Below are 15,051 nucleotides of genomic sequence, written 5' to 3'. Positions count from 1 at the left end.
AAATAAAACAGTTTTTAGAAATTTAATTTTTAAAAATAAAAAAGATTAAACTAATGAGGTGATTTTTATGAGAAATGATTATGATGAATTGGAAACTTATAATCACAACAATGACGATTACAACGAATATAACGGACAAATGACGATGACTTATGATGATTTAAACAAACTTGTAAGTTCAAAGGTTCGTGGAAGCATGTTGTGGATGGTGCTGGGACTTCTTCTGACAGGAGGGGCAGGTTTTCTCGTTTACAGCGGACTGGAATCAGGAAGCCCGATTGCTTATGGAATTTTGAATATGTATTGGGTATTTGCTGTTCTGGAAGTAGTTATGGTATTCGGATTTACAGCATTGCTTTACAGAGCTAATTCAGGCACATTAAGAATGATGTTTGTTGCATATTCGATATTAAATGGACTGACACTTTCAGTTATTGGGCTTATTTATGCTCCGGAAATTATATTTTCAGCATTTTTAGGAACATTGACATTATTTGTCGTTTTAGCAGTTTATGGTTATTTTACTAAAGAAAATTTGACAAAATTTACACCAATATTAATTGCTGGGTTAATAACATTAATTTTAGTTAGTATTATAAATATTTTCCTTCAAAGTAGCGGAGTTGATTTGTTTATATCAGTAATAGGTGTAATTATCTTTACAATTTTCATTGCAGTTGATGTAAACAGAATAAGAAATAACATCATCACTTACGCAGTTCAGGAAGATTCAGAAATTTTGAACAAAATCGAAATTGTCGGTGCATTAAATTTATATCTGGACTTTATAAATTTATTCCTATACATTTTAAGAATTTTAGGAAGAAGAAGATAATAACAAATATTATAATTTAATAAAAATATAAAGGGTTATTTTTGGATTATTGACATTAAAACTGTTCACACAATCCTGAAATAACTCTTATTCTATTTATTAAAGGGGAAAACTTTGAAAACTAATAAAAAAATTGACAATAAAACAGCAAAAGAAATACAAGATTTTATAAGTGACGAAATCTTAGCAGGCAGAATATGGATATTTTCAGGAATAGCAATTTCGATTTTATTGTGCACGCTACTAAAGGACTACATGATTTTTGAACTGGATAATATAGTTCAGCCCATAAGAAAATTAGAACTGCCCGATGTAAAAGGAATATTCCTGATCGTCCTCTTTGCATTGGAAATCCTGTTCTCATTCATCTTTCCAAAAATACTGATAAACAAACCAAAGAAAAATATGAAATCTGCCTTAACAGTCCTGTCGCTAATAATGGGACTAATCCTAGCAATTTTTTATAGCAAACTTTCATTTTTTGTCAGGCAAAAACCTGTTATCGCTGGAATAATGCTTGTATTGACACTAATATTGGCAGTTTTCCTAATAAAAAAAGACATAAGAAATATACAGGTAAAAATATTTGAAAAAGTAGAATCAGACGATACAGAAATTCTGGAAAAAACAAGATTCCTTTCAGTAGTTATGCTGTATTCTGATATTGTAAAAGTCGTGGTTTTATATCTTTTATTGATATTGATAATAAAATAGACTAATTTTTTATTAATAGATATTTTTCTATGCTTTATATTTTCTCTCTTTTTTTTATACGTAAAGCGGGAGGCAAAGATACGGCGTTTGGTACTTCTGCGTTAAAAAAACTAAAAATTATAAAAGGAAAAATAATTATTAATCAAAATAATTTAGAATTTAAGAATAAAAAATTTAAATATTTAGAAAGGAAGAAATTGATGAAAAGAAAAATAGAATGTGTCGAGGAATTTCATAGAATTTATAAACTTGGAAATTCTGACAAGCCAATCGGAAAATTGGAAAATGGGCTGGAAAAATTAAGATTTGACTTGATGAAGGAAGAGAACGAGGAATATCTGGAAGCGGCTAAAAAAGGGGATATTGTGGAAGTTGCGGATGCTCTCGGGGACATGCTTTATATCCTTTGCGGGACGATAATTGAGCATGGGATGCAGGATGTTATTGAGGATGTGTTTGAGGAGATTCATAGAAGCAATTTGAGTAAACTGGATGAAAACGGGAAGCCAATTTACCGTGAAGATGGGAAGGTAATAAAAGGGCCAAATTATTTTCCACCAAATTTAAAACAATTTTTTCAAAAATAAAAATATTGCAATACTTGTTTATTTTTTTTATTAGACTTGCCTGATAACTATATAAATTTAAAATTTAAGTAAAATAATCACAATTTTTGAGTTTACTTTTAAAGTTTTTTTATTAGAAAGGAAAAAATGCTGATAATAACTTGTAAAAATTTGCAAAATATGATAAAATAAATTTCGATATGTAAAAATAATTTTAACTGAATAACGATTTTTCTAAAATAGTTAAGTTAATATATTATAATAAAAAACAGTAAATGGCTGTTTAAAAAAATAAAGATGAAAGGAGAACTACTAAGATTATTTAGTAGAGGTGAATAAAATGCAAAGATGTGAAGTTTTTGGAAAAACAGTAAGCCATGGAAATAGAGTAAGTCACTCTCATAAAGCTACAAAAAGAATTTGGAGACCTAATTTACAAACAATGCTTTTAACTATCAACAACGAAGAAGTTAGAGTAAGAGTTTGTACAAAAGCAATGAAAACATTAAAAGGGAAAAATAACGATCAAGTTAAAAAAATCTTGTTAAAAAACAAGGAAACATTAAGCCCTAAAATATTAAAAGCATTAGCAAAGTAAGTTTTTATAACTTACTTTTTTGTGTGTACCCGTAGCTCAACTGGATAGAGCGTCTGACTTCGGATCAGAAGGCTTGGGGTTCGATTCCTCACGGGTACGCCATTCTTATAAAAATTATTCAACTAAATAAAAAAACATAAGGACATCACATTTGATGCCCTTTTTTAATTCCTGTTCAATTTAAATTTATTTTAAAAATATCTTTTTATAACAAGACATTTTTACAAGTTAAGAAATATTTTTTTTATTTCTATGCTATCTTCTTTTGCTTAATCTTTGAAATTCTGCTTTTGCCTTAGCTAGCTGGGCGTTAAATTCACTGTTTGAATGAAGTGTTGCAACAACTGTACTTGCTACTACACGGGCTGCATCGACGTCGCTTTGCCAGTGGTAACCGCAAATTACACGGCTTTGCCCCATTTCATAACCACGTTTTATAATTTCACTTTGTCTTGCAGGATTTACTTCAGCCAGAACTAATGCAGTAGCCCAACCAATCGAAGTATGCCCTGATGGGTAAGAACCGTTTGTTGAAAGAGTTGCTTCGTCTTCTGGACGACAAGTTGACTCTTTAAAGTATGCAAATGGACGTATTCTCATATATGTCTGTTTTGCAGATCTTGTTGCCAAATCTCCTGCATCTTCACGTAATTTTGTAACCAATTTGAAAATTTCAGGTGTTGTCTGAGCTGAAATTGTGTATCCAAATGCTTCAGAAAAGGCACGAGGCACTCCATCCCCCTCTACTTGCGCATCATTATATGCCTGTTTTCCTCTTTCAGTATTTCTAAGCAATTTTCCTTTTTCATACTGAGCCTTGTCATTTAAAAAAGCAATACTGTCAACTGCTGGTGGAGGCGGCAATAAATCATAGCTGCTTACAACTTGTGAACTTTTCAAAAAATAGACAGCCGGTTTTGTCGTTACATCATTTCCTTTTCCTGCAGAAAATGAAACTAAATTTGCAAATAAAAATGCACTAATTAATAATGTTTTTTTCATATCTGAACCTCCTTTTCCCATAATAAATATTTCTTAATAAAATTATACCGTGTTTTTAATACATGTCAAGAGCAAATAAAAAATCTATTTTATTGAAACTAATCTGAAAAAGTGTTAATATATTTCATGTAACTGTAAAAAAATTATAATTAATCATAAAAAATTCAAAAAAAAAGCTGAAAATATTGAGGTGTTAAAAATGAAATTAAAAAAAGAGAGGCTGATTTTTAGATTTGCAGGTATAGAAGATGCCAGCAAAATTTTAAAAATTTATAAGCCATATATTGAAAATACTACGATTACATTTGAGTATGAAGTGCCTTCGGTTGAGGAATTTAAAGAAAGAATAAGTGAAATTTTAAAGGAATATCCATATATTGTGTGTGAATATGAAAATGAGATTGCTGGGTATGCCTATGCCCATAGGATCTGGACTAGAGCTGCTTATCAGTGGGATGCGGAGCTTTCGGTTTATACAGATGGGAAGTTTGCCGGAAATGGAATCGGGAAACACCTGTATAAAATCTTAATTGAAATATTGAAATTGCAGAATATTGTAAATGTTTATGGACTCGTAACTTATCCTAACGAGAATAGCGAAAATCTTCATAATTATTTTGGATTTAAAAAGGTTGCGTTTTTTGAGAAAACTGGATATAAATTTGGACAATGGATTGGCGTTACCTGGTTTGAAAAGGACATAAATCTTTATTCCAAAAATCCTGAGCCAGTTAAAAAAATATCAGAAATTGACAAATTAAAAATAAAGAAGATTTTAGAATCACAAAAAAATTAAAACTATTTTAAAAATTATGACTATTCTGCCCAAAAAATTAAATAAATTAATTTTTTTTGAAAGAACTCAAATGTACAGCCAAATTAAGGTTTGTCTATAATTAAAATATAAATTTAAAAGGTTGTTTATGGCTTATTTCAGGGGATTTGAGAATATTTTAAGTTTGTATATTAAATAACTTGAAAATCAGCTTAAAGAGTGGTATAATTCAAGTAGAAAGAAATGATTTTTAATTAATAAATTTAGGAGGATATAACGGAATGGCTAAAAAAACTTTAAAAGACTTGGATGTAAAAGGAAAAAAAGTATTAGTAAGAGTTGACTTCAATGTACCAATAAAAGATGGAGTTATTACAAATGATAATAGAATTACAGCAGCGCTTCCAACTTTAAAATATATTTTGGAAAATGGCGGAAGAGTAATCGCATTTTCTCACTTAGGAAAAGTTAAGGAAGAAGCAGACAAAGCCTCAAAAACTTTAGCACCAGTTGCAAAAAGATTGGAAGAACTTTTAGGAAAGCCTGTTAAATTCGTTCCTGAAACAAGAGGAGCAGCATTAGAAAAAGCAGTTGCTGAATTAAAAGACGGAGAAATCTTAATGTTTGAAAACACTAGATTTGAAGACTTGGACGGTAAAAAAGAATCTAAAAATGATCCTGAATTAGGAAAATACTGGGCATCACTTGGAGATGTTTTCGTAAATGACGCATTTGGAACTGCACATAGAGCGCACGCTTCAAACGTAGGAATTGCTTCAAACATCAAAGAATCAGCAGTAGGATTCCTTGTAGAAAAAGAAATCAAATTTATCGGCGGAGCAGTTGACAATCCTGAAAGACCATTAGTCGCTATTTTAGGTGGAGCAAAAGTTTCTGATAAAATTGGTGTAATCGAAAACTTATTGGATAAAGCTGATAAAGTAATTATCGGTGGAGGAATGATGTTCACTTTCTTAAAAGCTGAAGGTAAAAACACAGGTTCTTCATTACTAGAAGCTGACAAAGTGGAATTAGCCGCTTCATTAATCAAAAAAGCTAAAGAAAAAAATGTTGAACTGTTATTGCCAATTGATACAGTTGTAGCAAAAGAATTCAAAAATGATACAGAATTTAAAACAGTTTCTGTAGATAATATTGAAGATGGATGGATGGGATTAGACATAGGTGAAAAATCTGTAGAATTATTCAAAAAAGCTTTAAAAGGTGCTAAAACTGTAGTATGGAATGGACCAATGGGAGTATTCGAAATGGAAAACTTCGCAAAAGGGACAATCGGTGTATGTAAAGCAATCGCAGAATTATCTGGAGCTAAAACAATCATCGGTGGTGGAGATTCAGCAGCAGCAGCTATCCAGTTAGGATTTGCAGACAAATTCTCACATATCTCAACTGGAGGAGGAGCATCACTTGAATACTTGGAAGGAAAAGTATTGCCAGGAGTAGATGCAATTTCAGAAAAATAATAACTAACTTAAAATAACTATTAACTTAGTTAACTAAAAATAATTTTTTCATTTTAATCACGAAATGGCTGTCTTGAAATTAATTTTTTGAGGCAGCTATTTTTTTTAGGTTTAATTTTAGAAAAGTTTTTCTATAATTTCAAAAAAAACTAAAAAATAATTTTTTTAAAAATTGAAACATAACTTAAATTATGCTATAATTAAAATTGATTTTAAAATTAAAGAAGGAGGAAAGTATAAAGTTAAATTTGTAATTTCAAAAATTATAAATTTCATTATACAAAATAAAGATGGACAAAAATGCAATAGGAGTAATATTAATTTATGTGGCATTTATGGCAGTACTAATCTTACCAACGTATTTTTCAAACAAGAAAAAGAAGCAGCAGAAGGCGGCATTGCTGGAAAGTTTGAAAGTTGGAGATAAGATAATAACAGTTGGAGGTATTAAAGGCAGCATTACAAATATCTATGAGCAGTCGGTGGAAATGAAAATAGATAAAAATGCCAGAATGGAAGTTTTAAAATCTGCAATTGACAGATTAGAAAAAAAATAAAATATGGTATTAGATAATAATTTTAAGCAAAAAAATTAGGAGGAAAAAATGAAAAAAATATTATTATTTTTGTTACTTTTCATAAGTGCAGTTACATTTTCTGACACTTTAAAAAATGTATCATACAGCAATGGAAAAGTTATAGGGACATTTAGAGAAAATAAGCAAATTATGCCAAATGCATCAGTTACAAAACTAGAAAACGAAGACATACTGATGTTAAGCTTTCCAAACAGTGAGATGGAAAACGGTGTGCCTACCCTTATCAATAAAGATGATCAGTATATAAGCAAAGTTTATACAGTTCAAAGCAATGGAATGGTAGTAGTATATGTGTACTTAAAACCATCTGTAACTTATCAAGTCGTAAGTAAAAATGGAGAATTCCAAGTAACACTCGGTGGTGGACAATCAACATCAAGACAAGTATCAAGAAACACAGCGACACAAAGACAATCAAATAACAATGCACAAGTAACACAAACACAAACTCAAAGACAGCCAAGCAGTTCCACAAGAGGAAATAAAAAATATACGATAATTGTAGATCCAGGACATGGCGGACATGATTCAGGAGCAAGAGGAAACGGGTATAACGAAAAAGATATAGCATTACAGGTAGCAACAAGACTGGCTAACAATTTAAGACGAGATTATAACGTTATCATGACAAGAGATTCAGATTTCTTTGTACCATTGGATACAAGAGCTAAAATTGGAAATGACGCAAATGCAGATTTCTTTATAAGTATTCACTTAAATTCAAGTTCAAGCTCATCAGCAAACGGAACAGAAGTATTTTACTTTAGTAAAAAGGATCAGGGAAGTTATGCTGCACAAGTAGCTAAATTTGAAAATAAAGTTGATGGAAGCTATGGAGATGTACCATTCTCAGACTTTATTTTAAATGATATTTTTTATAGAAAAAATCAAAAAACAAGTCAAGCTATAGCAGAATCTGTATTAGACGGACTTATAAACTTAACAGGACTTAGAAGAAGAGGGGTTTTTGGAGCAAATTTTGCGGTGCTTCGTGGAAGTAATTCACCATCAATACTTGTAGAATTAGGATTTATGAATAATTATTCCGATTTATCGCAATACTTGACACCCGAAGGACAGGAAAGAGCAGCAAGCACTATTGGGGATGCAATAAGAAAATTCTTTAAATAACTTATAAAACACTTTAAAATCAAACTAAAATGTTCTGATTTTTTATTCAATCCCTAATATTTTAATTTTATTAGTTAGAATTAAGGGGATTGGGTATATTATCCAAATTAGGAGAAATTTATGCAAAAACAAGAAAAATTAAATGAGGAAAAAACTAAAAAGAAAAAAAGTAACTTTAAAAAAAATCTTTTTGTAGCATTGCTTTTTTTTGTAACAGTGGCAGTGGTTCTTGTAAACCGCTATGACAGAAAGCATAGAAGCATGATTCATGTAGAGGTGGACAAGAACCTGGTGCAAGAAACAACTCAGGATGAAGAAACTCAAAATAGAATTTCCATATTTGTTTACGATCCCTCTACAAAAACAGTAAATGAACGGGAAATCGTAGTCCCTCGTCAAATAAACCTGATAGAAGGTGATTTTATAAATGGAATTATCAGAAATTCTGACTACATTTCAGAAGATATGAAATTTAGAAGCGCATACAATCTTAGAATTGATAATGTAAATACGACAGTTGTCAAATTAAATGCACAATTTGCAAATCTAAAGAAAAATCCTGAACTGTTTAATGGATTTTCTCTGGCTGTAACAAATACTATATTAAAAAATTTCCCTAATATTCAGAGCGTTGTAATTCAGATAGACGGGGAAACAAATACAAGATAAAAAAATATTAGTAGAAATAGCAGTTAAATACTAAAAAAAAATTGAGTTGCTTAAATGTTAATAAAAATTTTATTGATATTAAAGCAGCTTTTATTTTTTGGATCAACCGGCTTTTCTTCAAAAAATAATAGAAAAATAGTATTTTATGTGCTATAATGTTAAAATGACTAAAGACAATAGAAAGGAAGATAAATAATGGGATTTAGAGAGCATAAAAAGGCAATTCAGATTGCTTCTGCAATTATAATAGGAATATTTGGCATATCTATGCTTATTACAGGGATATTATTTTTAAAAAATAATGTTTTTGGCGCAGCAGGAGGCAACAGGGAAGTAATTGCAACTGTCAATGGAACAAAGATTTACCGGGATGATTTTGAAAGAGAAAGTCTTGGACTGAAAAATCAATTATATAACTTAAATCAGCAAAAAATGCAGCAGTTATCACAAGCAGGAATACCCGCTGAAAATTTGAAAAATGTTCCAGATAATATTATTAATGAATATGTTTTACAGCTTATGATAAATAAGGAAATTTTGCTTTCATCGGCAAAAAATTTAGGAATAAAAATAAGTGGGGCAACTGTGAGTAAGGAATTTGAAACTTATCAAAAACAGTCAGGTTTGGGAAAACAGGAGTTTGCTCAATATTTAAGATCTGTCGGATATAATGTCACTTCATTTAAAAAGATGATAAAAGATCAAAAAATGATTGAAAAAATGAGAGAAAAATTATTTTCAAATGATAAAATTACAGATGAAGAAATAAAAAAAGCATATGAGAGAAATAAATATACTCAGGCATTTTTAAATCAGGATTTTGAAGATGTGAAAGATCAAATTAAAGAAAATATGACTCAGGATAAAGATATCATGATTTTAAATTCATATCTTGCAAAAGCCAAGGAAAAGGCTAAAATTGTATTTAAAAACAAAGATTTTGAAAAAATGTACACTAATATGACAGCTGTTGTGGCACAAAATGGAGAATATAAATATACAAACGAATCACTAAATGAACAGCTTATAAATGCAGTTTCACAAACACAGCAAGGATATTCAGACAAGCTGGTTAATGATTTAAAAGCTACATTAAAGGTAAACTTGGACAAATTTGTAAAAATTGCTAATAAGGCTAAAACAGCTGGAATAAAAGCTGATGCCGATTTAGTGGGAGTAGATCAGTTAAGAGATTATTCGCAAAAATACTATAATTATCTAATAGATACCTATAAACCTGATGATGCGACATTACAAGCCAGATTTAACGCTAAAAAGGACAGCTACAATACTCCAAACAGCATTGGGGGATATGTAATCGGAGAAGAATATCAGGCTAGCGAAAATGACTTTGAAGCGGCTAAAAAACAGGCTGAAAACATTATGAAGACAACAACAAAAGATAATTTTGCAGCTAAAGCCAAAGAATTTTCAAAAGATCCCGGTTCTGCGAACAATGGTGGAAGTCTAGGAGAAACAGCCGATTTATCACAGCTTGTTCCAGAATTTGCAAATGCAGTTAAAAAAGGTAAGGCTGGAGATATTGTGGGACCCATCAGAACGCAATTTGGATACCACATTATTTACATTCAAAGTAAAGATGCAAACAATGACAATGTTGCAAAAGTTAGCCATATTTTAATAACACCAGTTATTTCCGAAGCCTCTAAACAGGAAGTTGTTAAAAAAGTTCAGGCTTTAAAAGCTGAAATTGAAAGTAAAAAAACAACTTTTGAAAATGTGGAAAAACAGGACAAATATAAATTCAGCGTTAAGGAAAGATTCAAAAAAATGGTTAAATCGGATGCAATTCCTGGAATTGGTAAAAATGATGAATTAATGAATCAGATATTTGCGCTGCAAATAAACGGAATTCTTGACAGAAACGATGCAACAGGATACTATTTAATAACTAAGACATCTGAAATACCATTTACACAAGCTACGTTTGAAAATTCAAAAGAGCGTGTAAGACTGGAACTTGCACACGAATATGCAGATAAACAATTAGAAATTATATAAAATATAAATTTTGGAAACTGTTTCAAATACTAAAAAAGTTTGGAGCAGTTTTTATTTTAAAAACATCAATAAAAAGGAGTTACAGTGAGTTATATTGAAAATCTGAAAAGTGTCAATAAAAAGATGATTGTAAAGGAAAAAGGGCTGAAAATAACACAGGACGCCATTTTACTGTCTGAGTTTATAAAAAAATATTTTAATGTAGAATATAAAAATATAAAAGAGAAAAAAACATTTCTGGAAATTGGGGCAGGACAGGGTATAATTTCCCTATTGCTTTCTGAAATGAATATTATTTCAAAAATTTTTGCAGCAGAAATACAGAAAGATATTTTTAAAATATTGGAAAAAAATATAGAAATAAATAATTTAGAAGAAAAAATAATGCTAATTAATAAAAATATAAAAAATGTTAATGGAGAATATGATTTTATTTTTTCAAATCCTCCATATAAAAAAATAAATTCTGGAAAAATGCCGGAAGATGAAGCGGAGAAACTCAGTAAATACGAAATTTTATTGACATTGGAAGAACTTTTTCAGGAAATAAGAAGGCTCTTAAAAAATTATGGGGAATTTTTTGTAATTGTGCCGAATGACAGGCTAAATGATGTTTTTAGGTATATCTACAAGAATAACATGAATATTTTGACAATAGAAGTTAGTAAATATAAAAAAATAGATTTAGTAGTTGTACATGGGAGAAAAGGAGGAAAGGTAAATTCTGGAATTGAAATTAATAACCAAATATAAAAAATATTTACCAAGAAGCTAGACAATAATAAAAAGGAATTATTTCTAATTTGATTAGTCCTAATTCCTTAAATAAAATCTGTTGTTTAGTTTTTTTATATTTTTCCAGTTTAAAATAAAAAATCTATTTAGTCAATTCTTTTATTACTTCCAACACTTTTTCATAATCTTCTTTACTTTTCTGTAATTATATCATATCTAATATTATTTGCCTTACAAATTATTTTTTTTCCAGAATATGTGTCATTCCCTGCTCTACAATATGCTTTATATGCTCATCTTCCAGCGAATAATAGACAATTTTCCCTTCTTTTCGATGTTTTACAAATCTGCCCTGCTTCAATACCCGAAGCTGATGTGAAATAGCGGACTGTGTCATTTTCAGAAGATTTGCAATATCGTAAACACACATTTCCTCATGAAATAAGGCACTTAATATCCTCATTCTTGTAGTATCCCCCAGTATCTTAAAAAAATCTGCCAAATCATATATAACTTCTTCTTCTGGCATTAATTTTTCCACTTTTTCCACGATTTCCTTATGAATAGCCTTTGTTTCATAATTTATATTTTCTTCTTCCATTATTTTAGCCATTTTCACTCCCAATTTTTGAAATATATGTTAGTATTATATCACGTATTTGAATTACTGCAAAATTAGATTTTTTACTCCATCTTTTTTCTTTTGCCATCTAAGATAAAAAAAAGTGAAAAACTGTTAAAAAGTTGTTATAATATAATAAAATTACTTTTGTATTTTTACTAAAAAAGCTAAATATTTTAAAACAATAATTTTAATAAAAAAGGAGCGGACTTTATGAAAAGAAACAAATGTAAATTATTAATTTTAGCCAGCATTATGGCAATTTCAATGGCGTCATTTGGGCTTTCCAATAAAAATGTGGCAAAAATGCCTTCAAAGCCTGATGCCATGGATACGAATAAGAAGGCTGGACTTACAATTTCAAAGGCGGAACTGGATGTTGTGGCTGAGAAGATTTTTAAGAATGAAGCTGGCGGGAAAAGGGAAGATCTTGTTTACTGGAATACGGGGGAAGATTTCCCATCGCTGGGAATCGGGCATTTTATATGGTACAAACAAGGGCAGCGAGGAAGATTTGAAGAAAGTTTTCCGCAGCTTGTTGCGTATTACAGGAAGCATGACATAAAATTGCCTAGGATTGTTGAAGAAAACAGTTATTCCCCTTGGGAAAGCCGTGAGGAACTTTTTAAACTTAGAAGCGTTGGAAATAAGGATATTGTCGAATTGACAAATTTTCTTTATAATACAAAGGCTATTCAAGTTTCATTTATTTTTGAGCGGCTCGAAAACTCTTTAGAAAAAATGCTGGAAATAGCAGATAACCCAGAAAATGTAAAAAAACAGTTTTACCGTGTTGCACACTCTCCAAACGGGCTATATCCATTGATTGATTACGTGAATTTCAAAGGTGAAGGGACTTCCCGGACTGAAACTTACAACGGGGATGGCTGGGGACTTCTGCAAGTCTTGGAAAATATGAAAGGTACCGACAGTGGGAAAGCGGCTCTTGAAGAATTTAGCGACTCTGCAAAATTCGTTCTTGAAAGACGGGTAAAAAATTCCGATCCCGCAAGAAACGAGAGAAAATGGCTGGCAGGTTGGCTAAACCGTTGCAATACATATAAAAACTAAATTTTAAGAAATTTAAAAATAATATTTTATAAATAAACAGGCAGTCTAAGTTTTCATATTTAATTTTAATAAAAATTTAGGCTGCTTTTTATATTGCTTGAAATTCCGTAAATATATTATATTTAGAGAACTATTATTTATCCATAAAAAAATTAATAGTAAAAAAATATTCATTATAAACAAAATTGCTTGCAAATCTTACTAAATATAAGATATAATATAGATATATAAAAATTTTAGCGAAAGGAAGCGAGTATGAAAAATATTTTAAAGTTTTTAATTAAAAGAATCGCAATGGGGCTTGTAACGTTGTGGCTAGTTATTACTATTACATTCTTTCTGATACATATGTTACCTGGTGATCCGTTTCAAAGTGAAAAAGCGATTCCACCTAAAGTAAAGGAAAATCTAATGGCAAAATACCATTTGGACCGTCCGCTTGGGGAACAGTATGTTGAATATCTAAAAAACATAGCAAAAGGAGATCTGGGGGCATCCATGAAAGTTCGTGGGAGAACTGTTAACGATGTTATTAAGAAGAGTTTTCTGACATCGGCAGATTTAGGAGCCAGATCTATTATCTTTGCACTGGCTTTGGGAATTCCGCTGGGAATTGTCGCAGCTCTGAAAAGAGGAAAATATCAGGACAGATTAGCAATGGTTGTGGCAATAATTGGAATATCCGTACCGAGTTTTGTATTGGCGGGACTGATGCAGAAGTATTTTGTCGACATACATAACGGTATCTTAATCGATGAATATAACTTGCCGCTTATAAGGATTTTGCTGTCAGGATGGGACAGGCCTGAGAAAAAAATACTGCCGGTTGTTGCACTTGGGCTTTACACAGTGGCATTGATTGCACGGTTATTAAGAGATAAAATGATCGAGGTAATGGGGCAGGATTATATAAGATTGGCAATTGCAAAAGGGGTAAAGCCAAAAAATATCGTTTTTAAACATGCTTTAAGAAATGCGATTTTGCCAATCATCACAATAATGGGGCCGACAATTGCTGCGGTTCTGACAGGTTCATTTGTAATTGAAAAGATGTTTTCGATTCCAGGATTAGGAAAATACTTTGTAGACAGCATCAATGACAGGGATTACACGATGGTACTTGGAGTTACTGTGTTTTATGCGATATTCCTTATTATAATGATGATACTTGTCGACATTGTATATGTCATGGTTGATCCTAAAATTAAGCTTGGAAAAGGAGATGAAGTATAGTGGCAGAAAACATAAAAAAAATTATAACTGAAGATGATTATACCCCTACACCTGAAGATTTTGAAATCGTAGGTGCGAATACCACTCAAAGCGAAGTAATCTACAAACCAAGTTTAACATTCTGGCAGGACGGCTGGAGAAGATTCAAGAAAAATAAATTGGCTTTATCGTTTTTGGGAATAACGCTTATTTTCTTATTTTTAGCAATTTTTGGGCAAAGTTTGACAAAATATTCTTATAGGGCTCAGGATTTATCAGCTAAATTTTTAAGTCCGGCAAAAGGATTTGCAAAAGGACATTACTTAGGAACGGATAATCTCGGACGTGACTTGTTTGCAAGGCTTTCGCAAGGGATAAGAATTTCAATGCAACTATCATTGATAACAGCTGCAATTTGTGTTGTTTTCGGAACAATTTACGGGGCTGTATCAGCATATTTTGGCGGAATTATTGACACAATAATGACTAGAATTGTGGAAATCTTATTAATCATTCCATCAATGATTTACATAATTTTATTAATGGTTGTAATGGGAAACAGTGTAAAAACAATAATTATTGCAATGTCATTGACTAGATGGCTGAACTATTCGCTGTTAGTACGTGGAGAAGTCCTAAAAATAAAGGAAAATGAGTTTGTATTAGCTTCAAAATCACTTGGTGGAAACTTTTTATGGATAACTCTAAAACACTTAATTCCAAATACATTAAGTGTAATAATAATAAGACTTACAACAGATATACCAAACATTATCTTTACAGAAGCATTTTTAAGTTTCATCGGACTTGGAGTTCCAATTCCACAGGCATCACTTGGAAACTTGGTATTTGATGGTTTCGTAAATATGACTTCATATCCATATTTATTCATTATTCCATCAGTTGTAATTTCATTGATTACATTGGCATTTAATATTGTTGGAGATGCTTTAAATGACGCATTAAATCCAAAATTAAGAGATTAAAAAAAAATCCATATTAATACAGAGAGGATT

General features: G+C 30.8%; 16 protein-coding genes and 1 tRNA gene. 15 read left to right on the top strand and 2 right to left on the bottom strand.

Translation table 11 applies throughout. The features are described from left to right. Nucleotides 1-67 precede the first annotated feature (67 nt). The 5 genes from HW275_RS06785 to HW275_RS06765 all read left to right on the top strand — a co-directional run bounded on the left by HW275_RS06785 (nucleotide 68) and on the right by HW275_RS06765 (nucleotide 2,815). Nucleotides 68-835, top strand: coding sequence for a Bax inhibitor-1/YccA family protein (locus tag HW275_RS06785; RefSeq protein WP_178935814.1), 768 nt, complete (start codon nucleotides 68-70; stop codon nucleotides 833-835). 114 nt (nucleotides 836-949) lie between these two features. Further along, nucleotides 950-1,549 (top strand): hypothetical protein, encoded by a 600-nt coding sequence (locus tag HW275_RS06780; RefSeq protein ID WP_178935813.1) that lies wholly within the window; start codon nucleotides 950-952, stop codon nucleotides 1,547-1,549. Nucleotides 1,550-1,749: 200 nt separating this feature from the next. Continuing rightward, on the top strand, nucleotides 1,750-2,136 hold the full coding sequence (locus HW275_RS06775) for a nucleoside triphosphate pyrophosphohydrolase family protein (protein ID WP_178935812.1): 387 nt from the start codon (nucleotides 1,750-1,752) through the stop codon (nucleotides 2,134-2,136). A 319-nt stretch (nucleotides 2,137-2,455) separates the two neighbouring features. Then, nucleotides 2,456-2,713, top strand: coding sequence for a 50S ribosomal protein L28 (rpmB, locus tag HW275_RS06770; RefSeq protein ID WP_178935811.1), 258 nt, complete (start codon nucleotides 2,456-2,458; stop codon nucleotides 2,711-2,713). 25 nt (nucleotides 2,714-2,738) lie between these two features. After that, a tRNA-Arg gene (locus HW275_RS06765) sits at nucleotides 2,739-2,815 on the top strand. 153 nt (nucleotides 2,816-2,968) lie between these two features. Here HW275_RS06765 and HW275_RS06760 read toward each other — a convergent pair. Further along, complete coding sequence (locus HW275_RS06760) at nucleotides 2,969-3,715, bottom strand: phosphatase PAP2 family protein (RefSeq protein ID WP_178935810.1); 747 nt, start codon at nucleotides 3,713-3,715, stop codon at nucleotides 2,969-2,971. Nucleotides 3,716-3,914: 199 nt separating this feature from the next. On the opposite strand from HW275_RS06760, the gene HW275_RS06755 reads away from it, so the two are divergent. The 7 genes from HW275_RS06755 (at nucleotide 3,915) to HW275_RS06725 (ending at nucleotide 11,148) form a co-directional block, all read left to right on the top strand. Next, the gene (locus tag HW275_RS06755) at nucleotides 3,915-4,511 is read left to right on the top strand and encodes a GNAT family N-acetyltransferase (protein WP_178935809.1); all 597 of its coding nucleotides are present in this window, start codon (nucleotides 3,915-3,917) and stop codon (nucleotides 4,509-4,511) included. 260 nt (nucleotides 4,512-4,771) lie between these two features. Next, nucleotides 4,772-5,974, top strand: a complete 1,203-nt coding sequence (gene pgk, locus HW275_RS06750; RefSeq protein WP_178935808.1) for a phosphoglycerate kinase — start codon at nucleotides 4,772-4,774, stop codon at nucleotides 5,972-5,974. A 290-nt stretch (nucleotides 5,975-6,264) separates the two neighbouring features. Further along, a complete protein-coding gene (yajC, locus tag HW275_RS06745) occupies nucleotides 6,265-6,531 on the top strand; it encodes a preprotein translocase subunit YajC (RefSeq protein WP_178935807.1) in 267 nt (88 codons plus the stop codon). Between the two features lie 48 nt (nucleotides 6,532-6,579). Beyond that, nucleotides 6,580-7,704, top strand: a complete 1,125-nt coding sequence (locus tag HW275_RS06740; RefSeq protein ID WP_178935806.1) for an N-acetylmuramoyl-L-alanine amidase — start codon at nucleotides 6,580-6,582, stop codon at nucleotides 7,702-7,704. A 120-nt stretch (nucleotides 7,705-7,824) separates the two neighbouring features. After that, nucleotides 7,825-8,373 carry a GerMN domain-containing protein gene (locus HW275_RS06735; RefSeq protein ID WP_178935805.1) on the top strand — a complete coding sequence of 183 codons (549 nt, stop codon included), beginning with the start codon at nucleotides 7,825-7,827 and terminating at the stop codon, nucleotides 8,371-8,373. A 195-nt stretch (nucleotides 8,374-8,568) separates the two neighbouring features. Next, nucleotides 8,569-10,395, top strand: a complete 1,827-nt coding sequence (locus HW275_RS06730) for a peptidylprolyl isomerase (protein ID WP_178935804.1) — start codon at nucleotides 8,569-8,571, stop codon at nucleotides 10,393-10,395. A gap of 84 nt (nucleotides 10,396-10,479) precedes the next feature. Next, a complete protein-coding gene (locus HW275_RS06725) occupies nucleotides 10,480-11,148 on the top strand; it encodes a methyltransferase (RefSeq protein ID WP_178935803.1) in 669 nt (222 codons plus the stop codon). Between the two features lie 220 nt (nucleotides 11,149-11,368). Here the strand turns inward: HW275_RS06725 and HW275_RS06720 are convergent, their stop codons facing one another. Then, a complete protein-coding gene (locus HW275_RS06720; protein ID WP_178935802.1) occupies nucleotides 11,369-11,743 on the bottom strand; it encodes a metalloregulator ArsR/SmtB family transcription factor in 375 nt (124 codons plus the stop codon). A 222-nt stretch (nucleotides 11,744-11,965) separates the two neighbouring features. Between HW275_RS06720 and HW275_RS06715 the strand changes: the two genes are divergently transcribed. The 3 genes from HW275_RS06715 (at nucleotide 11,966) to HW275_RS12560 (ending at nucleotide 15,021) form a co-directional block, all read left to right on the top strand. Beyond that, nucleotides 11,966-12,823, top strand: coding sequence for a hypothetical protein (locus HW275_RS06715; RefSeq protein WP_178935801.1), 858 nt, complete (start codon nucleotides 11,966-11,968; stop codon nucleotides 12,821-12,823). A 255-nt stretch (nucleotides 12,824-13,078) separates the two neighbouring features. Beyond that, on the top strand, nucleotides 13,079-14,056 hold the full coding sequence (locus HW275_RS06710; protein ID WP_178935800.1) for an ABC transporter permease: 978 nt from the start codon (nucleotides 13,079-13,081) through the stop codon (nucleotides 14,054-14,056). After that, nucleotides 14,056-15,021 carry an ABC transporter permease gene (locus HW275_RS12560; RefSeq protein ID WP_178935799.1) on the top strand — a complete coding sequence of 322 codons (966 nt, stop codon included), beginning with the start codon at nucleotides 14,056-14,058 and terminating at the stop codon, nucleotides 15,019-15,021. The genes HW275_RS06710 and HW275_RS12560 overlap by 1 nt, the downstream gene beginning before the upstream one ends. Nucleotides 15,022-15,051 lie beyond the last annotated feature (30 nt).

This window comes from Leptotrichia sp. oral taxon 223 (assembly GCF_013394795.1).
Taxonomy (GTDB): Bacteria; Fusobacteriota; Fusobacteriia; order Fusobacteriales; family Leptotrichiaceae; genus Leptotrichia.
This window is presented reverse-complemented; position numbering and strand designations above follow the sequence as displayed.

Coding starts and splice junctions, on each gene's coding strand:
- HW275_RS06755 (WP_178935809.1), top strand. CDS start 3,915: ATGAAATTAAAAAAAGAGAGGCTGATTTTTAGATTTGCAGGTATAGAA.
- HW275_RS06735 (WP_178935805.1), top strand. CDS start 7,825: ATGCAAAAACAAGAAAAATTAAATGAGGAAAAAACTAAAAAGAAAAAA.
- HW275_RS06775 (WP_178935812.1), top strand. CDS start 1,750: ATGAAAAGAAAAATAGAATGTGTCGAGGAATTTCATAGAATTTATAAA.
- pgk (WP_178935808.1), top strand. CDS start 4,772: ATGGCTAAAAAAACTTTAAAAGACTTGGATGTAAAAGGAAAAAAAGTA.
- HW275_RS06710 (WP_178935800.1), top strand. CDS start 13,079: ATGAAAAATATTTTAAAGTTTTTAATTAAAAGAATCGCAATGGGGCTT.
- rpmB (WP_178935811.1), top strand. CDS start 2,456: ATGCAAAGATGTGAAGTTTTTGGAAAAACAGTAAGCCATGGAAATAGA.
- yajC (WP_178935807.1), top strand. CDS start 6,265: ATGGACAAAAATGCAATAGGAGTAATATTAATTTATGTGGCATTTATG.
- HW275_RS06785 (WP_178935814.1), top strand. CDS start 68: ATGAGAAATGATTATGATGAATTGGAAACTTATAATCACAACAATGAC.
- HW275_RS06760 (WP_178935810.1), bottom strand. CDS start 3,715: ATGAAAAAAACATTATTAATTAGTGCATTTTTATTTGCAAATTTAGTT.
- HW275_RS06730 (WP_178935804.1), top strand. CDS start 8,569: ATGGGATTTAGAGAGCATAAAAAGGCAATTCAGATTGCTTCTGCAATT.
- HW275_RS06720 (WP_178935802.1), bottom strand. CDS start 11,743: ATGGCTAAAATAATGGAAGAAGAAAATATAAATTATGAAACAAAGGCT.
- HW275_RS06715 (WP_178935801.1), top strand. CDS start 11,966: ATGAAAAGAAACAAATGTAAATTATTAATTTTAGCCAGCATTATGGCA.
- HW275_RS06740 (WP_178935806.1), top strand. CDS start 6,580: ATGAAAAAAATATTATTATTTTTGTTACTTTTCATAAGTGCAGTTACA.